Annotated in this window: 19 protein-coding genes and 2 pseudogenes; 9 read left to right on the forward strand and 12 right to left on the reverse strand. The window is 56.4% G+C overall.

The genetic code is table 11. The features are described 5' to 3' along the window. The first annotated feature begins 158 nt into the window (after positions 1 to 158). On the forward strand, positions 159 to 482 hold the full coding sequence (locus tag B3I26_RS28890; RefSeq protein WP_409522022.1) for a lysozyme inhibitor LprI family protein: 324 nt from the start codon (positions 159 to 161) through the stop codon (positions 480 to 482). Between the two features lie 37 nt (positions 483 to 519). On the opposite strand, the gene B3I26_RS12950 is transcribed toward B3I26_RS28890, so the two are convergent. After that, the gene (locus B3I26_RS12950) at positions 520 to 1,110 is read right to left on the reverse strand and encodes a hypothetical protein (RefSeq protein ID WP_296258158.1); all 591 of its coding nucleotides are present in this window, start codon (positions 1,108 to 1,110) and stop codon (positions 520 to 522) included. A 73-nt stretch (positions 1,111 to 1,183) separates the two neighbouring features. Further along, positions 1,184 to 1,771: a hypothetical protein gene (locus tag B3I26_RS12955; RefSeq protein ID WP_296258159.1), complete on the reverse strand. Its 588-nt coding sequence runs from the start codon at positions 1,769 to 1,771 to the stop codon at positions 1,184 to 1,186. Positions 1,772 to 1,963: 192 nt separating this feature from the next. Here B3I26_RS12955 and B3I26_RS12960 point away from each other — a divergent pair, with 192 nt between their 5' ends. Beyond that, positions 1,964 to 2,383, forward strand: coding sequence for a hypothetical protein (locus B3I26_RS12960; protein ID WP_296258160.1), 420 nt, complete (start codon positions 1,964 to 1,966; stop codon positions 2,381 to 2,383). 16 nt (positions 2,384 to 2,399) lie between these two features. Here B3I26_RS12960 and B3I26_RS12965 read toward each other — a convergent pair whose 3' ends face one another. The 5 genes from B3I26_RS12965 to B3I26_RS12985 all read right to left on the reverse strand — a co-directional run bounded on the left by B3I26_RS12965 (position 2,400) and on the right by B3I26_RS12985 (position 6,050). Beyond that, positions 2,400 to 3,272: a lysozyme inhibitor LprI family protein gene (locus tag B3I26_RS12965; protein ID WP_296258161.1), complete on the reverse strand. Its 873-nt coding sequence runs from the start codon at positions 3,270 to 3,272 to the stop codon at positions 2,400 to 2,402. Between the two features lie 118 nt (positions 3,273 to 3,390). Beyond that, positions 3,391 to 3,792, reverse strand: a complete 402-nt coding sequence (locus B3I26_RS12970) for a hypothetical protein (protein ID WP_296258162.1) — start codon at positions 3,790 to 3,792, stop codon at positions 3,391 to 3,393. Between the two features lie 199 nt (positions 3,793 to 3,991). Beyond that, entirely contained in the window at positions 3,992 to 4,435 is a 444-nt protein-coding gene (locus B3I26_RS12975; RefSeq protein WP_296258163.1) for a hypothetical protein, read from the reverse strand. 65 nt (positions 4,436 to 4,500) lie between these two features. Then, complete coding sequence (locus tag B3I26_RS12980; protein ID WP_296258164.1) at positions 4,501 to 4,824, reverse strand: hypothetical protein; 324 nt, start codon at positions 4,822 to 4,824, stop codon at positions 4,501 to 4,503. A 179-nt stretch (positions 4,825 to 5,003) separates the two neighbouring features. Next, positions 5,004 to 6,050, reverse strand: coding sequence for a helix-turn-helix domain-containing protein (locus tag B3I26_RS12985; protein WP_296258166.1), 1,047 nt, complete (start codon positions 6,048 to 6,050; stop codon positions 5,004 to 5,006). A gap of 372 nt (positions 6,051 to 6,422) precedes the next feature. Here B3I26_RS12985 and mexE point away from each other — a divergent pair, with 372 nt between their 5' ends. From mexE to B3I26_RS13020, 7 genes and pseudogenes are all read left to right on the forward strand, one after another. Then, positions 6,423 to 7,667 (forward strand): multidrug efflux RND transporter periplasmic adaptor subunit MexE, encoded by a 1,245-nt coding sequence (gene mexE, locus B3I26_RS12990; protein WP_296258168.1) that lies wholly within the window; start codon positions 6,423 to 6,425, stop codon positions 7,665 to 7,667. A 12-nt stretch (positions 7,668 to 7,679) separates the two neighbouring features. Further along, on the forward strand, positions 7,680 to 10,871 hold the full coding sequence (locus B3I26_RS12995) for an efflux RND transporter permease subunit (RefSeq protein WP_296258169.1): 3,192 nt from the start codon (positions 7,680 to 7,682) through the stop codon (positions 10,869 to 10,871). Further along, on the forward strand, positions 10,871 to 12,268 hold the full coding sequence (locus B3I26_RS13000; protein ID WP_296258170.1) for an efflux transporter outer membrane subunit: 1,398 nt from the start codon (positions 10,871 to 10,873) through the stop codon (positions 12,266 to 12,268). The genes B3I26_RS12995 and B3I26_RS13000 overlap by 1 nt, the downstream gene beginning before the upstream one ends. Positions 12,269 to 12,796: 528 nt before the next feature. Continuing rightward, complete coding sequence (locus B3I26_RS13005) at positions 12,797 to 13,090, forward strand: hypothetical protein (protein WP_313483021.1); 294 nt, start codon at positions 12,797 to 12,799, stop codon at positions 13,088 to 13,090. A gap of 352 nt (positions 13,091 to 13,442) precedes the next feature. Further along, positions 13,443 to 14,603 (forward strand): annotated as a pseudogene (tssI, locus tag B3I26_RS13010) (type VI secretion system tip protein TssI/VgrG); the annotation flags it as partial. A gap of 68 nt (positions 14,604 to 14,671) precedes the next feature. Beyond that, complete coding sequence (locus tag B3I26_RS13015) at positions 14,672 to 15,952, forward strand: hypothetical protein (protein ID WP_296258171.1); 1,281 nt, start codon at positions 14,672 to 14,674, stop codon at positions 15,950 to 15,952. Continuing rightward, the gene (locus tag B3I26_RS13020) at positions 15,949 to 16,893 is read left to right on the forward strand and encodes a hypothetical protein (RefSeq protein ID WP_296258173.1); all 945 of its coding nucleotides are present in this window, start codon (positions 15,949 to 15,951) and stop codon (positions 16,891 to 16,893) included. The genes B3I26_RS13015 and B3I26_RS13020 overlap by 4 nt, the downstream gene beginning before the upstream one ends. An 806-nt stretch (positions 16,894 to 17,699) precedes the next feature. Here B3I26_RS13020 and B3I26_RS13025 read toward each other — a convergent pair. The 5 genes and pseudogenes from B3I26_RS13025 to B3I26_RS13045 all read right to left on the reverse strand — a co-directional run. Next, positions 17,700 to 18,602 carry a sigma 54-interacting transcriptional regulator gene (locus B3I26_RS13025; RefSeq protein ID WP_296258174.1) on the reverse strand — a complete coding sequence of 301 codons (903 nt, stop codon included), beginning with the start codon at positions 18,600 to 18,602 and terminating at the stop codon, positions 17,700 to 17,702. Between the two features lie 90 nt (positions 18,603 to 18,692). Next, positions 18,693 to 19,544 carry a sigma 54-interacting transcriptional regulator gene (locus B3I26_RS13030; RefSeq protein ID WP_409522023.1) on the reverse strand — a complete coding sequence of 284 codons (852 nt, stop codon included), beginning with the start codon at positions 19,542 to 19,544 and terminating at the stop codon, positions 18,693 to 18,695. Between the two features lie 1,178 nt (positions 19,545 to 20,722). Next, a pseudogene (locus tag B3I26_RS13035) lies at positions 20,723 to 21,823 on the reverse strand (transglycosylase SLT domain-containing protein); the annotation flags it as partial. A gap of 181 nt (positions 21,824 to 22,004) precedes the next feature. Further along, positions 22,005 to 22,412, reverse strand: a complete 408-nt coding sequence (locus B3I26_RS13040; RefSeq protein ID WP_296258176.1) for an SRPBCC family protein — start codon at positions 22,410 to 22,412, stop codon at positions 22,005 to 22,007. Positions 22,413 to 22,635: 223 nt separating this feature from the next. Continuing rightward, a partial coding sequence (locus B3I26_RS13045) for a hypothetical protein (RefSeq protein WP_296258178.1) occupies positions 22,636 to 22,884 on the reverse strand: 249 nt, incomplete at its 5' end.

The raw sequence follows: 22,884 nt of genomic DNA on the forward strand, positions 1-22,884 counted from the left end.
GGGACGGAATCGACCCCGATTACAAATGAACTAATTCACCTGGGCGCTTTCAGCTATCAAAACCAAACTTGAATTGCTTATGCGCAAGATGAGATCAAAAAGGATGATGGGACAGACACGACGCATGAGTCGCATCACGATGACAATATTTTTTGCTCTTGGGCGACGAGTGTCGTCCTTCCTTCGATAAATGTGTCGATGGGTCCGAAGGCGTTACGCTGACACTGAATAATTGCATCGGCGCGGAATACGACTTTCAGGACAAACGACTGAATGACGCTTACCAGCGGCTGCGTAAAAGCCTGAGTGGCTCTGCCAATACCGCACTTCGCGATGAAGAGCGGGCGTGGATTGCCTCACGTGATAAGAGTTGTGCTCCCGATCCGGACGGCGGTACCGCGGCAATGCTTGACGCTAATCAGTGCCATTTGAACAAGACGGCGGCGCGGGCGGCCGAGCTTGAGAAGCGCGCAACCCACTAGGATGGGCGTGTCGGGCTCAACGGAATCATGCACTGGCTTACTGAGGCGTATGCCGCGCATTCAACGTAATGGAAAAGGTGGCATCGGCTTCGTCCTGATACTGGGCACGATTCGCTTCGCCCACATCCACACGATCCAGTTGCGTCGTCGCATAGGAGCGATTGGAGTAATACCGCGTCACCGAGCGGCCTCGGAATAAATCGTCGTGGAACAGTGGCGCACTGAAGTCGACGCTTTTATTCCAAAGATTCGCGCTCACCGCCACAATCACCCAATGACAGACGCCTTTATCAAAATAGTTCTTGTCCTGGAGCAAATCAGCGAAAAATTCAAATGTGTAAAGGTTGTGTTCCGACCGCACCAGCTTAAGCGGTACCCGCCTTTCCGGCGGGACAGTTGCCCCCGTGACAGGAGTTAGCGCCACACAGTCCTCATTCTTTACTCGGTAATCCGCCATGCCCTCAATGCGGTCGAATGAGCCAGGAGCCCCGTCCAACTTCACGGTAACCTCATACCTCATCGTTGGATGTTGGTTGATCGAGACGTCCGGTTGAACCATAGACTGGCCGTAAGCGAACGAATGAATCGCCACGACAGCGATGGGTAACAGGGGAAATGCGTGCTTCATAGTGGGCTCGTGTTCAATGGGTGAGCGACGGACTGGCGATGGGGTGGGTACAGCGTGAACGGCCCTGGCAGTATCAACGCAGAGTCACTTCAGGTAATTGCTCAGGGTTGAAATCATTGAAAGACATTTCGCCCAGGTCGTTGCCGGTGAGAGCAATCTGCTTTTGATTGTTTGAGTCCATATCGACCACTTTGCGCACGACCCTGGAGACCAGCCATTTCATTGTGTCAGGTGCGTAACTGAAGCTGTATTCGTCTGTCCATCGCTCACGACTACCGCCGCCTAATACAATAGTGAAATGCCCCTTTTCAATTTTCGAATAAGCATAGGGGTCGCCGACAACCCCTCCGCATGTGGAGCACGGCACAATATTCGGGTTGGAAGCGGCCTTTTGTAAACCTCCTCTGCTGTCACGTACCAGCAGTATGACAGTGCGCTTGAGGCCTTCTCGCGCTACTGAAGGATCATTCAAAGGCGGATCAAGAACGAGAAGAACATCCACATGGCCGGCCCCAGTCAGATCGCCCTTGACTGACTCGAGAACCTTGAAGCCACCCGTGGCAAACCTGCTGAAATCATCACGGGCATTTTTTTCGACAGTGGTGGCCCCGGAGTCGGGACGCGCATAGGGGTTGGCAAGTTGCGCGCCGGCGGTATTCATGAAACCCGTACAGGTAGTTAGCAACAAGGCAACTCGTAGGCACCCTTTCATCAATTACGCCCCTTGGCGGCTTGCGTCAAACGTCAGTGAACGTTGGGTAAAGTTAAACATTCAACGCTTATTCACTGTATTAGTATGGATAAAAGAAAATCGTCAAGCGCCCTACTCACTATCAGCAAGAGCGTCGATATCATGAATTCAGCCCGTTACACTATGCTCGGCCTTCTCCTTTACACTCTGGCCAGTTCGCACGCTCAAGCCAGCGCTCATCTGTGGCCCATGGAGTTGCTGCCGGTAAACTACAAAAATTTCGCCGAATGCTTGGCAGTACTCCAGCAACAGGACCACGATGACCGTCAGGGCCTTACAAAGCTAGAAGTGCTGGACAGTGGCGCAACCGTAGCAAAAACATTGCAAGGCCCGGGGCTAAGTCTTTCAGGCAAGGACATTGCTACCTATCAGGCTACCGTCGGCTGGAGAACCCGGCTACAGGTTGATAACCACATGGAGGCCAATTACACCTCGGAGACCCGTGACATGCGTTGTGAAGGCCCCATCCTCCACAGCAGCCCCTCCGGTGAAGCATTTCCCGCCATGCCAGAGCCCGAATAAATTGCGCAACCCATTATTATTCGGTTAGTGCATTGACCGGATAGTGCGGATCGGTCAAACAACTCTGTAGCCACTTTTGTGAGTCTTCCTCTGACATCTCAGGGTCTGATTCGGGCAATGCAGTCTCACCGAGTTGTTCGTATATCCGCACCGCATCCCCAGAGAAGCGCTCTGCTCTTTCACTCCAGCCCGGCAAGTCCATGTTGGCAGCGTCATCCAAGGAGCATCGGTTCTCGCCGGGGTGGCAGGTCGCCGCCAATTTGGGCTTACCGTCAACAACATTGGCCATCGCCCGTATTTCAGTGACGCTACCGCTGGCCCAGTCTATGGATACGCTACAGACCCTGTTGTTGTGCTGATAAAAATGCGTGCCGAAGCATCCATAGGAATATTGGCCGGACTGCGGCAAAAACTCACAGGACACTGAAAAACCCGCGAATGGCCCACCGGAAAAGTGGCTGGCAAAAGTACGTTGATCCACAACTGTCTGGACCAGACGTGGATATGGGGCGTTGCCAGGCAAACGTTCATTCAGTTGTCGCGTGCGTTGCTGGATAGCGTTAAGCAGGATTTCGCGCTGGTCATCTTTGGTATAAGCATCACCCGTCTGGTCATCGGTAAGCGTGTCGAGGTCGCCAAACGCTGCGTCGCGAGTTTTGATCCAACGGCGCTGACTGCCAACCAACAGGTTGCGAACGGCCGCATCAGGGGCACTTTTCAGCAACAGAGAATAGGCTTTGCCCATTGATGCGTCAGCACTGATAAGACGCTGGTCCGAACAGATAAGGTGATCAAGGTTAGTCGCTGCTTTTTTGCAATCCATTGAGTACGCCGATGCTGGCAGTACCCCCACACTGACAAATATGCCCATGACAACCAGATGCCTCATACCCCGTATCCTCGTGCGCCTATGATTAAGGCCGCCGTAGGGCTGACCGATTCTCTGAGTAATAACATCGTACATCGCAAATTCCCCACTCCTTTCCAGTGCACCGCAGCGGCTCGGGCTAGAGATGATACTGTTCGTAGTCAATCACTAGCGTGTCGTGCACCGAGTAACTTATATAAAGCACTAAATTGTCGCTAGTGGCCACAATCGCATAGGGCCATTTTCCGTTGGCCTTGCGGATTTTCCAATACAGCGGAGTAAAATAGGATTTTGTATGACCTGTTGGGTCGTAGGGCAGGTCTACAGTGAATACAGGGTAGCGATCCGCATTGCAGAGCTGGACACGCTCAAGCGTGATATTGGCCTTCTTGAATACAGCACGGATGGGATGCTGCCAAGTCGAAAGGTCGACGTCATGGCAATAAGTTGTCTTTTTCGTATAAAGCTCGGTTTCTTCTAGAGCAGGTAATGCGGATGCCAGAGAAGGAAGAAATACAAGAAACACCAGAAAAAATCGCATAGCGAAGCAATCCTCAAAAAAGGATTTAAAAATAGCAGACTGTTGCAGTAAAGCCCTTCTCTGGATATCGTTCGTCCCATTAGGCCAACGTGTGGTTACCGGCCGCGCAAAGATCAATAAGCTAATGACGGGCAGTACTTTTTATTATCAATAGGCAAGACCTATTTACGGCCTCAACCAAAAAATACTTATGTTGCAGCTAGTCTCGTAGCGCTTCAGGCAATGCGTCCCACCAGTCCTCACGGAGTTGCGAAATACGAGCAGCATAAGCCTTGGATAAGCACGGAGCATCCTTACATCTACGCTCAACACCTTGACGCCAGCCGTCCTGCTCTTTGGGTAAGGGATCAATGATATCGCCGGTTTCGCCGTCCACCCCACTGGTTTCCTCACGCGCCGCAGCGACAATATCGAGCATGGTCTTTTCCTGCGCACGCAGCTTTTGACTGTTGCAAGCGATAACCTCTAGACGCTTCAGGTTTACACCCTTTTCAACGCAACGCTGTGCAAAACCAAACGCTAAGTCCGGCACGTCGGTGGCATCCGCTATGGCAGCTGAGCCAGCAGCATTGGCCAAGGTGGCCACGAGAGCAATTGCGACTAAAAATAGCCGCAATGTGCTAAGCGGGGAAACAGACTGCATTGAGAAAGACCCTGCTCTGACGGCAATACGTGCATTGAGTTGCGCTTATATTCGCGAGCGCGGGTTTAACTCCCAAATGGACCAGTTTTGAGTACTTCTCCCTTTTTCGCGCAAGATGGCGGATTGGACATACCAAATGTGAGGAGATTGCCTCCGTTAATCAAGCAATTAAACTGCTTGTTTTGTTTGTTTTTTAAAGTTACATAAGTATCAGTACCTTCTGTTCGACGACTCACGATGGTCAAGTCTGCCGGATCGTAGCCCAGTGCCCCAGCACTTTTGGATTTCAAGTCATCGTCACTCAACATGTTTGTCTTACTTGCTATAGCGTTACAGCCGCTCAATACACACAGCGTTGTGAATGCCAAGCAAAATTTACGCATGAACATGTCGTTTTTCCCTTATCAGTAATGAAATATTTAACGCCTGACCTGGCGATTCGATGATCAAAGCAGGAAGGGTCAACTTCACATCGCAACGAATCGAATAGCTATAAATCATAGGCTGTTAACCGTCACATTTGAGAAAAATTTCTTGCCTCTGCGTATCAATTTTTTGCCTCTACGTCTCAGTCAGGTGCCATTTGATCGAGCACGGACCGAAGCGAGAAACCGGTGTGCATGGATATCGCTCCAGCGCTTTCTGTAGGTCGAGCCGCAGTCGCATAGTCTTTAGCGTCTTTAGGTGAGTAGCCAAAAGCCTTTTTGAACGAACGACTGAAATGTGATTCGCTCTTGAAGCCAAACTGAAAGGCCAGCGCGGATATTCGATGTGAAACGCTATAACTCTCCTGGATGACCGTTCTTATCTTTTCCAATCTTCGCGTTTGTATATAAGTCGCGACCCCGGTCTCTCGCTCGAACAGGCGATAGAGACTGGCTCTTGAAATGCCTAAGTGCTGACATATCAATGAAGGCGCCAAGCCTGGATCTTGTAGCCGTTGCTCTATGAATACTTTAACTCGGTTGAGCAGCACTCGGTCAATTTCAGTCTCCGCACTTTTTAGGTTCGCCACGCAAGGGGTAACTGCTGCGGTGATCATGGCCAATGTGGCTTGTTGAATGTAAGGTATCTCGGCGGCAGTGAAACTGGAGGCACGCGCTCGTAGCGCGCGCATATGATCAGCTAGCAAATCGCTGAGCGCCCCCTGCATTACCATGCCGTGAATATCCTTATTGCCTATGCGAGGGGCTAGAAGATCACGAGGAATCGTCAGGATTATTGTGTCGCCGGCAATGATTACAGAGTTCAGCTCTTTGGCCAGATCCAATATATAAATTTGTGACTTATTCGCAACAAACGACGCGCCGCCCGCCGTCCCATCAATTGAATGAGAAAGGCCCAAGCACAGATAATAGTGGTCAAGCCCATCGCGCCGTATCATCTGATCAGTCCGGTTAACAGCATAATTAACCGGTGTTGTAGCGCCCTTCCAGGTTCCACACCCCATAAGTAATGCTCCAAGATAAGAGGTCGTCAGCCCATAATTGAAGGCCAGTAACTCCGACTCGCCAATCCTCACATCGAAGATAGCATTTACCTCTTCACGCCAAACATCAAAACGATCTTTGGGATGATAAGGCTGAGTACTAAAGCTATAAGATGGGTTTTCCATTTGCACACCTGGCAGCCGTTAGGTAGAAAACTGTTGATAAGCTTATGAGCATCCTAAAGACCTCAATCGCCACACCGTTACCCTTTCGGTCGCTTGAACACCGTGCCTTTTTTATTTTCGCAGACCGATGAATGTCAAGTGAAAATTAATTCACTTGGCACCTTTGGCAAGACCTCTTCCATGCGCGACCAACCCTGACGCCCAGCCAAAATGTTTCCGGGGATTAGGACAGCCTGGTGTAACCCGCGACTCAGAGCCTGCGGCTGCGGAAATATCATTCCGACTGATAGTTACCTTCGTGTTATTCGATTCGTGCAATAAAATCCCCGAGAACAGAATCCGCCCATCTCAATAACATCGGCGGATTTTCCAATGTTTCAGTCACTCAATCCATTTCGCTATCCCCTTGCCGCATTGGCACTGGTTGTGATCAGTGCCTGCGGCAAAGGCCCGGAGACGGCGGCACAGGCGCCAGCGGCGGCAAAAGTCAGCGTGGCCAAGGTGCTTGAGCAGCCGGTCAACGAATGGGATGAGGTGACCGCACGCCTTGAAGCACCCGAAACCGTGCAGGTGCGACCTCGCGTCTCCGGACAGATTGATTCGGTGGCGTTCACCGACGGCGAACTGGTGAACAAAGGCGACGTATTGTTCCAGATCGACCCGCGTCCGTTCGAAGCTGAAGTGCATCATCTGGATGCCCAGTTGCAACAGGCCAGGGCAGCGTCGAATCGCAGCAACAATGAAGCGCAACGTGGAGAGCGACTGCGCACCAATAATGCGATTTCCGCAGAACTGGCCGACTCGCGGACCACCACCGCGCAGGAATCCAAGGCGGCTGTCGCCGCGATTCAGGCACAACTGGACCTGGCGCGGCTGAACCTGAGTTTCACCCGCGTGACTGCGCCGATTACCGGCCGCGTCAGCCGAGCGGAGATCACCGCCGGCAACATCGTCACCGCCGACCAGAGCATCCTCACCAGCGTGGTCTCCACCGACAAGGTCTACGCCTACTTCGACGCCGACGAGCGTGTGTTCCTCAAGTACAACCAACTGGCCCGTGACGGCAAGCGTGGCGCTGCCAGCCCGGTGTACATGGGGCTGTCCGACGAAGCGGACAACCCGCATCAGGGCCAGATGAACTTCGTCGATAACCAGGTCAACCCGCGTACCGGCACTATTCGTGGCCGTGCTGTGTTCGATAACAGCAAGGGTCAATACACCCCTGGTCTTTATGCGCGTCTGAAGCTGGTGGGCAGTGGCACTTACTCGGCGATGCTGATCAAGGATGAAGCGGTCGGCACCGACCTGGGCAAGAAGTTCGTGCTGGTGGTCGACAAGGACAACAAAGCCATTTACCGCAGTGTTGACCTGGGGCCGAAAATCGAAGGTCTGCGCATCGTGCGCAGCGGCCTGGCCAAGGACGACCGTATCGTCGTCAGCGGTCTGCAGCGCGTGCGTCCCGGCTCGCCGATTGATCCGCAAGACACCGAGATGGCCAGCGCCGACACGCTCGCTGCACTGCAGAAACAACGCCAGGCACTCGACGCCAGCAATCAACCCAAGGTGCCGTCCAAAGCGGACGCCAAGGTTGCAGCTGTCGCGACCCCACGCGGTTAAGGAACACACTCGATGAATTTTTCAAAGTTCTTTATCACGCGCCCGATCTTCGCGGCGGTGCTCTCGCTGTTGATCCTGATTGCCGGCGCCATCTCGCTGTTTCAGCTACCGATCAGTGAGTACCCGGAAGTCGTGCCGCCGACCGTGGTCGTGCGCGCCAATTTCCCCGGCGCCAACCCGAAGGTCATCGGCGAAACCGTGGCCGCGCCACTGGAACAGGCGATCACCGGTGTCGAGAACATGCTGTACATGTCCTCGCAGGCAACCGCCGACGGCAAACTGACCCTGACCATCACTTTCGCCTTGGGCACCAACCTGGACACGGCGCAGGTACAGGTGCAGAACCGCGTAACCCGCACCGAACCCAAGCTGCCTGAAGAGGTCACGCGGATCGGTATCACCGTGGACAAGGCCTCCCCGGACCTGACCATGGTGGTGCACCTGACCTCGCCGGACAAACGCTACGACATGCTGTACCTGTCCAACTACGCCGTGCTCAACATCAAGGATGAGCTGGCGCGCCTGAACGGTGTCGGCGACGTGCAACTGTTCGGTATGGGTGACTACTCGTTGCGCGTATGGCTGGACCCAAACAAGACTGCGTCGCGCAATATCACCGCGACCGATGTGGTCAACGCCATTCGCGAACAAAACCGCCAGGTCGCGGCCGGTCAACTAGGTGCCCCGCCCTCCCCCAGCGCTACCAGCTTTCAAATGTCGATCAACACCCAGGGCCGTCTGGTCTCGGAAGAAGAGTTCGAAAACATCATCGTTCGTTCCGGTGAAAACGGCGAGATCACCCGGGTTCGCGACATTGCCCGAGTCGAACTGGGCTCCAGCCAGTACGCCCTGCGCTCACTGCTGAACAACCAGCCAGCGGTGGCGATGCCTATTTTCCAGCGGCCTGGCTCCAACGCCATCGACATTTCCAACGAAGTGCGCGCCCAGATGGACCAGCTCAAGAAGAGCTTCCCCGAAGGCATGGACTACAGCATCGTTTATGACCCGACCATCTTCGTGCGCGGTTCCATCGAGGCAGTGGTCCACACCCTGTTCGAAGCGCTGATTCTGGTCGTATTGGTAGTAATCCTGTTCCTGCAGACCTGGCGCGCCTCGATCATCCCGCTGGCGGCGGTGCCGGTGTCGCTGATCGGTACGTTTGCCGTCATGCACCTGTTCGGCTTCTCGCTCAACGCGCTGTCGCTGTTTGGTCTGGTGCTGGCGATCGGTATCGTGGTGGACGACGCCATCGTGGTGGTGGAGAACGTCGAGCGAAATATCGAATTGGGCCATCAACCGATGGAGGCCACACAGATTGCAATGCGCGAAGTGACCGGCCCGATCATCGCGACCGCACTGGTACTTTGCGCAGTGTTCATCCCGGCGGCGTTCATCTCCGGGCTGACGGGGCAATTCTATAAACAGTTCGCCTTGACCATTGCCATCTCTACGGTGATCTCCGCGTTCAACTCGCTGACCCTGTCGCCAGCGCTGGCTGCAGTGCTGCTGCGTGCTCACGATGCACCGAAAGATCGCTTCTCGCGGTTCCTCGACAAGTTGCTGGGAGGCTGGCTGTTTCGCCCCTTCAACCGCTTCTTCGTCAAGGCCAGCAATGGCTACGTAGGGGCCGTGGGCCGCGTGATTCGTGTCAGCGGCGTGGCGCTGTTGGTCTATGCCGGGCTCATCGTGCTGACCTGGTTGGGTTTCTCGAGCACGCCCACCGGTTTTGTGCCCGCGCAGGACAAACAGTACCTGGTCGCGTTCGCGCAATTGCCCGACGCGGCCAGCCTTGACCGCACCGAAGACGTGATCAAGCGCATGTCCGACATCGCGCTGAAGCAGCCGGGCGTAGAAAGCGCGGTAGCGTTCCCGGGCCTGTCGATCAATGGCTTCACCAACAGCCCCAACTCGGGTGTGGTGTTCGTCACGCTCAAACCGTTCGACGAGCGCAAGCTGGCCAGCGAGTCGGCCGGGGCGATTGCCGGTGCGCTCAACGGTGAGTACGCATCGATTCAGGAAGCCTACATGGCGATCTTCCCGCCACCGCCGGTACAGGGGCTGGGCACCATCGGTGGTTTCCGGCTGCAGATCGAGGACCGGGGCAACCTGGGGTATGACGAGCTGTATAAAGAGACGATGAACGTGATTGGCAAGAGCCGCAGCGTGCCGGAACTGGCCGCGCTGTTCACCAGTTACACCGTCAACGTGCCGCAGGTGGATGCCGCCATTGACCGGGAAAAAGCCAAGACCCACGGCGTGGCCATCAGCGACATCTTCGATACGTTGCAGGTCTACCTGGGTTCGCTGTATGCCAACGACTTCAACCGTTTCGGTCGCACGTACCAGGTCAACGTTCAGGCTGAACAGCAGTTCCGTCAGGACGCCGAGCAGATCGGTCAGCTGAAAGTGCGCAACAACCTGGGTGAAATGATCCCGCTGGCGACCCTGCTGCACGTCACCAACACCTCTGGCCCCGACCGCGTGATGCACTACAACGGCTTCATCACCGCCGAGATCAACGGCGCCGCAGGCCCAGGCTACAGCTCGGGTCAAGCCCAGGCAGCGATGGAAAAACTGCTCAAGCAAGAACTGCCCAACGGCATGACATACGAGTGGACCGACCTGACCTATCAGCAGATTCTCTCGGGCAATACGGCGCTGCTGGTCTTTCCGCTCTGTGTGCTGCTGGCGTTCCTGGTACTGGCGGCCCTGTACGAAAGCTGGAGCCTGCCACTGGCGGTGATCCTGATCGTGCCAATGACCCTGCTGTCGGCCATCGCCGGGGTGATCATTGCCGGTAGCGACAACAACATCTTCACCCAGATCGGCCTGATCGTATTGGTAGGTCTTGCGTGCAAGAACGCGATCCTCATCGTCGAGTTCGCCAAGGACGAACAGGAAAAAGGCAAGACCCCGTTGGAGGCCGTATTGGAGGCCTGCCGGCTGCGGCTGCGTCCGATCCTGATGACGTCCTTCGCGTTCATCATGGGTGTCGTGCCGCTGGTGCTGTCCAGCGGTGCCGGTGCCGAAATGCGTCACGCCATGGGGGTGGCGGTGTTCTCCGGGATGCTTGGGGTGACCTTCTTCGGTCTGCTGCTGACCCCGGTGTTCTATGTGCTGATTCGTAATTTCGTGGAGCGCAAACAGGCGCGCAAGGCGGCCAAGGCGCAACACGTTCAGACCATCGCCCCGGAGGCTCATTGATGAAGGCTGTAAAACTCTTTCTGCCGAGCCTGCTGGTCCTTGCGCTGGCGGCCTGTGCCGTCGGCCCTGACTACAAGAAGCCGGACACCGCGGCGGCCAACATCCAGGCCGCTGCCCAGGGCGCCTACGACCGCAGCCGCACAGAGACGATCTGGTGGCAGCAATTCGATGATCCAACGCTCAATCAACTGGTGGCCGAGTCGCTGCAAGGCAACCGCGAATTACGCGTCGCGTTCGCCCGGCTCAAGGCGGCTCGCGCCATCCGTGACGACATCAGCAACGATGCCATGCCCGTGGTGACCAGCCGCGCCAGCAGCCAGGTGGGTCGCGCCCAGGTGCCGGGTGAAACCGAACACCGGGTCAATCAGGAACGCTACGACCTAGGCTTGGACATGGCCTGGGAGATCGACCTGTTCGGTCGCATTCAGCGCGAACTGGAAGCCAGCGAAGCCGATCAGCAAGTGGCCGAGGCCAACCTGTATCAGCTTCAAGTGAGCATGATCGCCGAGCTGGTGGACGCCTACGGTCAATTGCGCGGCGCTCAACTGCGCGAAAACATCGCCCGCGACAACCTGAAAAACCAGCAGGACTCGCGCCGGGTCACCGTGCAATTGCGCGACGAAGGCGTCGGCAACGAGATCGACGTGGTGCGCGCGGATGCACGTCTGGCCGCCGTGGAAGCGACGATTCCGCAACTGCAGGCCGAACAGACCCGCCAGCGCAATCGCATCGCCACCCTGCTGGGTGAACGCCCGGACGCCATGACCGTGAGCCTGGCGCCGGCCAAACTGCCGGCGATTTCCAAGGCGCTGCCGATTGGCGATCCGACCCGTTTGCTGGAGAACCGTCCTGACGTGCGCAGTGCCGAACGGCAACTGGCGGCGCAAACCGCACGCATCGGAGTGCAAACTGCCGACCTGTTCCCTCGGGTCAGCCTTAGCGGTTTCCTTGGCTTCACTGCCAGCCGAGGTTCGCAGATTGGTTCAGGGGCGGCGCAAGCCTGGGGATTGGGCCCGAGCATAACGTGGGCGGCGTTCGATTTGGGCAGTGTGCGGGCGCGGATCCGTGGCGCGAATGCCGATGCCGAGGGTGCGCTGGCGAACTATGAGCAGCAGGTGTTGCAGGCGCTGGAGGAAACCGAGAACGCGTTTAGCGATTATGACAAGCGCCAGCAGCGTTTGGTGTCGCTGGTGCGTCAGAGCGAGGCGAGTCGTTCGGCGGCTAATCTGGCGAGCATTCAGTACAAGGAAGGGACTGCGGACTTTTTGGTGTTGCTGGACGCCGAGCGCGAGCGGTTGGCGGCTGAGGACACGCAGGCCCAGGCGGAGATTGAGCTGTATCGCGGTATCGTGGCGATTTATAAGGCGCTTGGTGGTGGGTGGCAGCCTAACGCTTAGCGTTCTTTTTTGGCCGGGCGGTATGTGGCCGTTTTGTTCAAGCCCCGGACTCGCAAGGTCTGGGGCTTTCTATTTGGGTCATTATTCGCCTATCGGGAGCGTGTTTCGGCAGTGGATGATAAGTAGATATCCGGTATTTTGGATGGCTCGGATATCGGTTCCGCTTTTACAGCGGGTCACTTTCGAAAAGCGCGAAAGTAACCGAAGCGCTTTTGCTCTTGGTTGGGCGCCTCCTTCGTCGGAGTACCGTCTCTGCGGCGACGCTCCGTGGGCCCGCCGCCATCGGCCATCCATGGCCGGGGGCGGCTCTCGCGGCATCCATGCCGCTCGGCCTACGGAGCAGCGCGTATTGCGTAATTTGGATCGCTGTCGTGATGCTTATGCAGCTTGGATACGACCCGGAGGAGAACGTAGCATGACCCTTAAACGCAAGCCCTCGGACGCCCGCGAGCGGGATTTGCAACTCGCACTTGCACGTATCCTGCGCGGTCGGGCGCATAGCGCGAATCCAAGGTCACTATCGCCGCGGTGGCGCGTGAAGCTGGTGTTTCAACCGCCCTGATTCACAATCACTACCCAACCGTCGCCGAGGCGATCCGCGAAGCTCAGGGGCGTTCAAGTCGTGCTCAGCGAGATGTGAAACACCATGACTTTTTGGCTGAGCGCGAGAAAAATCGAATGCTCCGCCAAGAGAATGAGGAACTACGCGAAAAGATTGCCAACCTCGCCTCGATTAACGAAGTATTGATGGTCGAGACTCGTGTTTTAAAGGCAAAGCAAAGCGGCCCCAAGGTAATAGATCTGCCCTCGGGCAAGTTGTGATTCCGAAAGTCCTCCCTTTGAGTTTGTTCTGTCGGTGGGACAGAATCAGCCAAAAGCAATCATTCAGAGGGACTTACAAAAAACACTGGAGAGTATTAGTCAAACAGCTTGTCGCAGATGAGTTGTTTCAAGGGATGCGCCCGCGCAGCTGAGCAATGAACTCAGCATCATTTTCACTGACTCTGTTGTTCGCCGAAGAAATATTCTGTTGAAGATTCGGAGTCTTTTTAAGACGTTTCCTGCATCAATTCGTTTGCCGCTTCGTTAGGGTGCTCGGAAATTTAAGCTTGTTCAGGCTAGGTATGGCTTGGGCATCGCGTTTTGCCTCCTCTCTCAGCTTAAGGATAAGCGCATGTTCGCGCCTGCCAATACTGCACACTTCACATTACTGATTCCCTCTGTCCGCAACGATTTCAAGGTGCTGGGTTTCCACGGTACTGAAGCCATCAGCAGCTTGTATGCGATCGAGGTTGAACTCGTCAGCGAGTCCCCTGATTTCGATCTGGAGAGCCTGCTCAGCCAGCCGGCTTTTCTCCAGTTTGGTCTGAATGGGGAAGGTATTCATGGGCGAATCGAAGATGTGTTCGTCGGCGAGGCCGGTAAACGTCTGACCCGGTATCACCTGACCTTGGTACCCGCTCTGCACTATTTGCAGTTCAGCCACAACCAGCGGATCTTCCAGAATCTGACGGTGCCGCAGATCGTGGCCAAAGTGCTCCAAGACCACGGGATTCAGGCCGATGCATATACCTTTCATGTCAGCACCACCCCAGTGCGCGAATACTGCACTCAATACGGTGAAAACGACTTCGAGTTCATCCAGCGGTTGTGCAGCGAGGACGGGATGTCGTGGCACCACCAACACGATCAGGATGGTCATCATCTGGTATTTACTGACGACCAGACCTATTTCCCCAAGTTGGGCGAAACACCCTATCAGCAAGGTTCTGGACTGGCAGCGGATCATCCGGTCGTCAGCCAGTTCTCCCTGCGTTTCAACACGCGGACCAGCACGACGACGCGCCGGGGCTACGATCTAAAACGCCCCAGCCTGTTGCTCGAAAGCCAATTCACTGCCGAGTTCGCTCCGGCACTCGAAGACTACCGCTACCCGGTGCTGATCGAGAATGAAAAGCGCGGCAAACAGCTGGCCCGGCAGGCCCTGGAGCGGCACCGTACCGACTACCAGTTGGCCGAGGGTAAAAGCGACCAGCCGATCCTGCGCAGTGGCCACTTCTTCGACCTGACCGAACACCCGCGTCAGCAGTGCAACGCGTTGTGGCTGCTGCTCAGTGTTGAGCATGACGGCACGCAGCCGCAGGCACTTGAGGAGTCGATCACCAGCGACGTCAACCCCCAAGACGGATTCACTCAAGGCTACCGCAACAGCTTTAGCGCGATTCTTTGGGATGTGTTCTACCGTCCACCACGGGTGACACGCAAATCGGTGCTGGTCAGCCAGACGGCTCGTGTCACGGGCCCTGCGGGGGAAGAAATTTTTTGCGATGAGTACTGGGCCAACAAGCGGAAGGGCTGACCCAATGGGCCCGCACCACGGGGGAAGCCATTGGCGTCGGACGCGTGTCAGGCGTCGCAAACTCCTCCTTTGTGACCAATAGCGGCGGGGTCGTGCCGCTGGCGGCCTTGCTGCTGAACACGCTCAATGCGAGTAACTACTTGAGTCAGGCCGCAGCCGTGAAGGGGATGGACAGTCAGCGCGTGAACGATACAGTTTCCGCTTCGTTGTATGCCGCTGCTGCGTTGGTGGCAGTCATTGATAATCAGGTGCGGCAGGGTTTGGCGAAAGATAGATTTAATTTTTTTGGGTCGGCGGCCCCAACCTTGACGCTGTTTGGTGGAGTGATTGGTGGATTGTCGTTTAGCGCGGCCCTAAACGAATACAAGTCACTGCAACTACAACTGGAAAGCAGCCAGACGCATATCGATCCTTGGTTGCAGATGCGCAAGACCGTCGTTACGGGCCAAGTAGCGGCCTATGGGGCTCAAGCGCTATTAGGCTTTGGTCAAACGGCAAGAGCCTTGGCAGGCTTGGTGGAAGTGGAAGCAGCGATCATGCGCTACTCGTTGTGCATGGGCCCACTGAACTGGGTCATTGCCGCGCTGGGCGTGCTGTACCTGATCACCTGGTTCTTTCAGCAAACCCCACTGCAAAATTTCCTCAACTTCTGCTGCTGGTCAAAAGCCCGAGCTGGTAATCTAGAGCCTATTGCGGCCAAGGCCCAACAAGACGAACTCAACCAACTGTACGGCATCCTGTATACCCCCCGCGTCAGCGCAGAAAGCAGCTCGGTGATGGTCGGTTCCAGTGGTCCTTCCGGGCTAGCCTCCCAGAGCGTCATCAATGCCCTGACCATCGACTTGCCCGGCGCCGAACCTGGCAGTGTCTATCTGGAACTGAGCCTGATCGGCGATCCGGTCGACACTCAGGCGTCTCGCGACCTGATCAAAAACGGCCCGTACTCCGCCTATAAACCACCTCGCCCATGGCGGGATATGGCACCTCACTGGCTGCCCGGCAGCACCTGTTGTTGGATACCCGATAACGAAGGCCAAGGTTTACGCCTGAACGGCCCCTTCAGCTCAGTACAAGGTGTCCTTAGCACCCTACCCAGCACGATCTCCCTGCGTTTGCGGTATCGCACGCCATTCACCGCGCTGCTGGGCGCCCGAAACTTTATCGGCGGCGAACGCGGTGTGGCCTTTACCGTGAGTGGCAACGGGGATGTGATTGCCCTGCGGGACGATCCGACACCGGAACTGGATCGCGTGCCAAGCTACCCGCTCGACAGTGAGCGTTCAGGCTCTATTTACCTGCAACCCAAGGCCAAGGACTGCGCATGAGTACGCCACCGGCAGGCACCACAAAAAAAAGGATGTTTGCGCGCAATGACTACTTGGCGCCGTTGCCCATTCCCACCGGTGAAAAACCCTCGGATGTGCTCAATACCATTTGGCGCAAGAACGAGGTGTTTCTCGACATCGGAAACTACAGTATCGGCTCGGCGGTGATGGTGCTGTGGCCGATGGTGATGCTGTTTGCATTCATGGGATATCTGTTCAGAAATGATCATGACGATATGCACATATTTGCGATCATGACTACCTTCATCATTGGGATTCCCACGCTTTTTTTAATTCAGGGCCTATTTCGCGATGTCCCCTTGCCGGTGCGCTTTAATCGGCAACGCCGCGAGGTGTGCGTGCCACGAGAGGATGGCAAGTACTGGATTGTCCCCTGGGAAAGCGTGACGGCGGCGGCCACGCAGCAGTCTTCGGTGAGTCAGGCGGGTAAAGCTACGATGGGCTTATTGATCATTGGCTTTGAGAATCCTGATCCGCAGGCCAAGGACGATGACAAGCATTTTTGGTTCGGGTTTAACTGTGGCGGCGGCACTACGGCCATGGCGTTGTGGGAGTGCGTGCGCAGCTACATGGAGATTGGGCCGGACGCTGTTGAAGATCAGACGGCACGCTTCGACAGATCTAAAGGAATATCGGCTACCTACCTGGACGACCTTATCAAGGCTGCGAAGTTGAGAGGCTGGTTTATAACCGCTTTGTGGGAAGGCTTCTGCGGGATTTTTATTTTTAATACGCTACTGATAGATGTCCTTGAACGCTGGAAACTGAACCCGCCGCCAGACCTGCCCTATCCCGACATCATAGAATGGTCCAGGCCGCTACCACCGGAGCAATGGGCCAAGCGGTCCCCTGAGTTGGAAGAAGCCATCGCCACGCGTGAGGCAGAGTTAGCGGCGCAGACGGCACGAAAGCTAGCTTGATGTTGAGCTGCCGGACTTTTGCAGCCTTCATACTGGAAAGTTGATTTTCTATTCCCAACCCCATGGACACTGGCAGCGCGGTGTCCGCGTTTCTGTGGGCCGGGAAGAAACCATGATGCCAAAGCGCCCGATACCGCCCCTGTCGGGGCAAGATGAGTTACCGGACTACTATGTTTGTTTGCCGGTCAATCTGCGTCCCGCGGCGGTTATGTTCATCCGCCATCTGCATGAGCTGCCCTATCAGCAGTATCGATGCTGCCCGCACTGCGACAGTTCCAGTGTGTATTTCTCAAAAGGTGTGCAACCAGGATTTCGCCTGCCGACTTATAGATGCCGTTCCTGCCGTAAGGGCTATAACAGCTTGACCGGAACGCCGTTTGCCCGACTCGAACATATGCACCTGTGGTCAACCTTTGCGGTGTACCTGCTGGCAGGTTGGCCCGGCCCAACTGCTGCACCGCTCATTGGTATTTCCGGTAACGCGTTTTATCGCTGGGTACGTGCGGCCAGGGAGGTTATGGCGCAGGAGTTCCCCGAGTTGCACCAGCGGTGGTCCGCCCGGCAGGATCGCCAAAATCTGCAACCAGCTGAGCAAATAGAAAAACAAAGGCAGGCAGTCGGGGTCCGATCGCTGACGCGCCGGGATTGCCGGCGTGATCTGGACCGTGGGTGTGCAGGCCCGTTATTGCGCGATACCCGTGGGAGACGTCGGGGTTGTGACGGCAGTTTAGTGGGTCGGCTGTGGGTGTCGCCTGTTGCCCACCGTTCTTATCAAACTGGCGCCAGCGAGGTTATCCGGACCATGCTTAGACATCGAGCTCCTTCATGCGGTGGTACAGGGTGCGGCGCGGGATGTTCAGCTCCTGGCTTACGGCCTCGATGCTGTTGTTGTGCCGCTTGAGCGCGGCCTGGATCAAGACTTTCTCGATCACGCGCAACTGGGATTTCAATCCGGTTGACGACTCGCGCTCCTCACCTGCCTCATCCCCCAGCAGCGGGAAACCCAGCACGAAGCGCTTGGCCGCCGATTTGAGTTCCCGGATGTTACCGGGCCATTGATGATTCAACAGCAGATGCCTTAGCACTGCACTGACCTCTGGCATGGACAAGCCGGAATCGCGAGCCGAGACCAGGGCGAAACGCCGAAACAGCGGAAGGATCCGCTCCCGCTGGGAGCGCAACGGTGGCAATTTCAGGGTCAGGACGTTGAGCCGGAAATACAGGTCCCGGCGAAAGCGACCCTGCTCGACCAACTCGTCCAGCGCATGCTGCGCCGAGGCAATCACGCAGACATCCAGCGCAATCGGCGCCGTCGAACCCAGGCGTTCGACTTCACGGGTCTCCAGCACCCGCAGCAGCTTGGCCTGAAGGCTGAGCGGCATGCTGTCGATTTCATCCAGATACAGGGTGCCGCCCTGCGCCGCTTCGATGTAGCCGACGCGGGAGCGATCGGCGCCGGTGTAGGCGCCGCTGACCACGCCGAACAACTCGCTTTCGGCCAGCGACTCGGGAATCGCCGCACAATTCATGGCCACCAGGCGACCCTTACGGCCCGACAGGTGGTGAATACGCTCGGCGACGGTATCCTTGCCAGTGCCGGTCTCCCCCGACAGCAGTACGTCGATACCCAGTTGAGAAATACTTTGGGCGATGACAGTCAGGTTAGGCACATGATTGTCGTCGGCCGACGGATCATCGTTCACGCTCATTCACGACCTCTAGCAGTTCACGCGCCTGCATATTGCTTATGCTGGCGCAACGGGCCTTTAAACAATTCGCGAGACAACAGGCTTCAGTCTTCAGGACAGCAGCGGATCGGACACACCCAGGCAGGTCAGGCCCAGTTCCTTCATGCGGTGATACAACGTACGCCGGGGGATCTCCAATTCTTGAATCACTGCGTCCAGGCTGTGCTTGTGGCGCTTGAATGCGTCCTCGATCAACATCTTTTCGATCACCCGCAGCTGGGTTTTCAAACCGGTTTCAGGGTCGCGGTGCGGCTCGATGTCCACGCCCAGCAACGGGAAACCGAGGACAAAGCGCTTGGCCGCCGACTTGAGTTCACGGATGTTGCCGGGCCATGCATGGCTGAGCAGCAATTGCACAAGCCCGTTGTCCAGCATCGGTATGGGGCGGTCGAACTCGCCGGCGATGGTCTGGGTGAACTGGTCGAACAACGGCAGGATCTGCTCACGACGGTTACGCAAGGCTGGCATCTGGATGGTCAGCACATTGAGACGAAAAAACAGGTCGCGACGGAACAGCCCTTGTTCCACGAGTTCATCCAGAGGACGTTGCGCCGAGGCGATCACCCGCAGGTCTACCGGGATGAATGCAGTCGAGCCGAGCCGCTCGACCCCACGGGTTTCGAGAATACGCAGCAACTTGGCCTGCAGGCTCAGCGGCATGCTGTCGATCTCATCCAGGTACAGCGTTCCTCCGCAGGCCGCTTCGATATAGCCCGGGCGCGACCGACTGACACCTGTGTAGGCACCATTGACGACACCGAACAGTTGGCTTTCGGCCAACGACTCGGGGATGGCCGCGCAGTTCATGCCTACAAAGGCGCCTGTGCGGCCGGACAGTTCGTGAATGCGCTTTGCCAGCGTGTCCTTACCGGTCCCTGTCTCGCCACACAAAAGTAAATCCATACCCAGGCTGGCTGTATTCAACGCAATCTGATGAACATCCAGCGTTGTATTTCCCGCAAAACACGCCCAGCCGCTTACATCGATTTCTTCCTTCATCGATACCTCTCAATTTGGGTGCAAGCGAGTTATTAGTACCACGCATTACAAAGGCAGCAATCATTAATTTTAGTTCCCGTGTGACCTGAGAACGGGATCACAAAGTTCCGTCAGTGATATCAATATGACTTCATTGCCCAGTGCAACTAACGAGCGGTTCGAGCGTTTCAAACGTGTATTTAAATCTTTGACTTGCGCCCTTTGAAACAATGCCTTATTGACGTCCCGAAGAGCTGGGAGCAATTCCTAGCTGACCGCGCAATGCATTGAGAATCAAGGATTTATGCGCCATTTCAGTGCAGGATTAGACCGTGCAGTGGAACACACTCAAATGAAGTGAAAGGCTCTGCGATAATTACGATCGCTCGCTAGTTAAAAAATGCTTAACTTTAGACATGCTAAAACCCAAACAACTGCAACACTACTATCAATAATAAGTTTAAAATTGTTTTAATCTTATAATAAGTTTTTTAATAGTACCATTACCTATTCCATTCGGACACAGGTGTAAAAAACATATAAGAAAACGGATCATGCACCAACTAACCTGCATCTGTTTTCAATAACCCAACCCGTTCGGAAATCCAACTACCGGGATTCGGTTTTCCGAACATAGCTTTATCCATTCAGCCAAGCGCTCGGAAGCCCTTGTTTTGCGGGGCCTCGCTGGCACTACGCCTGCATCCGCCAGCCGTTGAGCGACAGGATTCTGGAAAATCGCGTTCGCGATTCTCAACCGGGATCCAACTAACGACGAGCGCCGCACAGGTGCTGTGAAGGTGTGATGATGGGCAGGTATTCACACTGTAAATATCGACACGATGTTTCAAAATATGTCGGCGTGCTATTCAGGCATGATGTATCGAGCTGGGTACACGCAGATCGAAAAGTTCAGCAAGCGGCAGAGGGATTTACCTGTACAAGTGTGTCTTTTAGAGCCTGATAGGTGTCTTTCGTGACCTTCATTTGTACCATGAGCCAAATTGTATCTAGGCGGGTACCGAATTTGCGCAAGCGTTGGCGCACTGCGGAAGGTCACATGAGGTCGCAGGCTTGACGTCTCAAGGCGTCAATCTGACGGACGGTGACGCAGGGCTGGTCGATATCGCCAGCGCCTCACCGGTTGCCTGATTCGCGTACGGGGCCATCTTCGCGAGGCTGGCGGCTAATTGTTGCGCCTGATCGCGAGGCACCAGCAGGTGGGTGGGTCCGTCGAGGGTCTTCTTGCGCAGGAACGCGGGGTTGAGACTCAGCAGCACCGTCTCATTTATCCCGGCGCTGGCCGCCAGCTGACTGAGGTCGACCGGACGGGTCAGCTCGATTGCCGTGAAATAAGGCGCGTTGGCCACCGGACTCAGCTGCACGCCGTAAACCTGGGGTTCACGCACCAGCAACGACAGCGCCAGCAGGCGCGGCACGTAATCCTGGGTTTCGCGGGGCAGGTTCAAGTGCCAATAGTCAGTGGGCAAACCCCGCAGCTGGTTAGCCTGCACCGCACGGCTGACTGTTCCTTCGCCAGCATTGTAGGCAGCCATGGCCAGCAACCAGTCGCCATTGAACTGATCGTGCAGGCGAGTCAGGTAATCCATCGCGGCCTTGCTCGACGCCACCACATCGCGGCGCCCGTCATACCAGGCCGTCTGGCGCAGATTAAAGTCGCGTCCGGTGGCGGCCATGAACTGCCACAGGCCGGCCGCATCGCGGATTGAATTGGCCTTGGGGTTGTAGGCGCTTTCGACAATGGGCAGCAGCGCCAGCTCAGCAGGCATTGCTCGCTGGTCCAGGCTCTCGGCGATGAAATGCAGATACGGGCTGGCGCGCAGGCTGGCATTGCGCAAAAAGCCAGGATTGCCCAGCAACCAGTCGCGCTGGCGTGCGATTCGCGCATTCACACCCGTGTCATCCACCAGGCTGAACCCCTGCCCCAGTCGCCCCCAGATGTCGCTGCCGTCGTAGGGAGCTGCCGCAACATGGGGTTGCAAGGCCGGTGCTGCATCCGTACTGCGACTGAGCCCTGCGACCAACCTGGGCGTGCGCTCTATGGAGGGTTGAGGAGGATAGCCAAATGCCTGGTAATCGATGGACTGACAACCTGCGCACAACAGCATCACGCCAAGCGATGCAAAACGCAGCTGAAGCACGAGAAGCGAGGGCCCATTCGGCAGGGTCAAGGCAGGTGGCATGGGGACGGGTCCTGAAAGCGATTACCCTAGGTGGCCCACGCGCCCGAACGGTTCCATTTGCTCAACCATGAATCGTTCAGTGATCGGACCGGCCCTGCAACCTGCGCCCCCCCACTCGGTCAGGTCGCGATCAGCCCCTCCCTTTCGTGCAACCTTGCATGACAGGTCTTGCGCAAATAGATCAGAAATTGCCCTTCAACGCTTCCAGGCCGCCTTCATACACTCCCAGGAACAAGGTCTCGGCTTCTGCGTCGCTGATGCCCACCGGGGTGAAGGTACCCGACCATTCAACCAGCGCACCGTGTTCGCCGTCAGCGCTGACCTTAAGGGTTGCCAGGTAATCGGTGACCGGGAACGGTCCCTGGGTGATCGAGTAACTGTAGGTGCGAGCCCGGTCGTCGAACGCCATCAGCCGCTCGCTGATCCGGGCGCCGTCCTGAGTGGTGAGATGACGAACCCGCCCGCCTTCATCCGGTTCGCTTTTGGCAATGAGTGGCAGCCAGTCGGGCAAGGAGTTGAAGCCCCCCACCAACTCCCAGACCTGATCGGCCGAAACCGCGACGCGCACGGATGCAGATGCTTTAGCCATGATGACCTCCAATGATAGTGACGCGAGCTTAAGGCCAGGCATGGAGATCGTACAGAGCGGGATTGAAGGTTAACCACCAAAAGACGCCCGGTGTATTCGGCGCTCCAGGCGTAATACACGGGCCCTATGGCAACACGCCTCCCCGGCGCTGGCCGTCAGGTCCCACCGCCTGCCGACAGACTGGCCCGCGGAACAGAATGTCAACGCACAAGGGAGTGAATGCTTAATTATTTTCCTGCACCTGTCCCTTGCGCTCCATGATCATCCGCTCGCCGCTTTGCTGACGTTGCTGTTGCAGCGCATCGCTGGTGCCGCCCGAAGACGGTGCCGACGATGAACCGCCACCGTTGCCCGGCCTTAACGCAGGATTGGTGGTGCCCGCGCTGCCGCCATTGATTCCGGTCTGAGTGTCAGCGTTGTTGGCGCCATTACTGCCAGGGCCGGTGGTGGCGTTGCTGTTGCTGTTGCTGTT

The organism is Pseudomonas sp. UBA5706 (assembly GCF_002419965.1).
GTDB lineage: Bacteria > Pseudomonadota > Gammaproteobacteria > Pseudomonadales > Pseudomonadaceae > Aquipseudomonas.

Bases quoted from the DNA above. Each gene is read 5' to 3' on its own strand.
- B3I26_RS13030 (WP_409522023.1), bottom strand. From the start codon at position 19,544: ATGGATTTACTTTTGTGTGGCGAGACAGGGACCGGTAAGGACACGCTG.
- B3I26_RS12995 (WP_296258169.1), top strand. From the start codon at position 7,680: ATGAATTTTTCAAAGTTCTTTATCACGCGCCCGATCTTCGCGGCGGTG.
- B3I26_RS13025 (WP_296258174.1), bottom strand. From the start codon at position 18,602: ATGAGCGTGAACGATGATCCGTCGGCCGACGACAATCATGTGCCTAAC.
- B3I26_RS12960 (WP_296258160.1), top strand. From the start codon at position 1,964: ATGAATTCAGCCCGTTACACTATGCTCGGCCTTCTCCTTTACACTCTG.
- B3I26_RS13020 (WP_296258173.1), top strand. From the start codon at position 15,949: ATGAGTACGCCACCGGCAGGCACCACAAAAAAAAGGATGTTTGCGCGC.
- B3I26_RS12980 (WP_296258164.1), bottom strand. From the start codon at position 4,824: ATGTTCATGCGTAAATTTTGCTTGGCATTCACAACGCTGTGTGTATTG.
- B3I26_RS12950 (WP_296258158.1), bottom strand. From the start codon at position 1,110: ATGAAGCACGCATTTCCCCTGTTACCCATCGCTGTCGTGGCGATTCAT.
- B3I26_RS13040 (WP_296258176.1), bottom strand. From the start codon at position 22,412: ATGGCTAAAGCATCTGCATCCGTGCGCGTCGCGGTTTCGGCCGATCAG.
- B3I26_RS12985 (WP_296258166.1), bottom strand. From the start codon at position 6,050: ATGGAAAACCCATCTTATAGCTTTAGTACTCAGCCTTATCATCCCAAA.
- B3I26_RS13000 (WP_296258170.1), top strand. From the start codon at position 10,871: ATGAAGGCTGTAAAACTCTTTCTGCCGAGCCTGCTGGTCCTTGCGCTG.
- B3I26_RS12955 (WP_296258159.1), bottom strand. From the start codon at position 1,771: ATGAATACCGCCGGCGCGCAACTTGCCAACCCCTATGCGCGTCCCGAC.
- B3I26_RS12970 (WP_296258162.1), bottom strand. From the start codon at position 3,792: ATGCGATTTTTTCTGGTGTTTCTTGTATTTCTTCCTTCTCTGGCATCC.
- B3I26_RS12975 (WP_296258163.1), bottom strand. From the start codon at position 4,435: ATGCAGTCTGTTTCCCCGCTTAGCACATTGCGGCTATTTTTAGTCGCA.
- B3I26_RS12965 (WP_296258161.1), bottom strand. From the start codon at position 3,272: ATGAGGCATCTGGTTGTCATGGGCATATTTGTCAGTGTGGGGGTACTG.
- mexE (WP_296258168.1), top strand. From the start codon at position 6,423: ATGTTTCAGTCACTCAATCCATTTCGCTATCCCCTTGCCGCATTGGCA.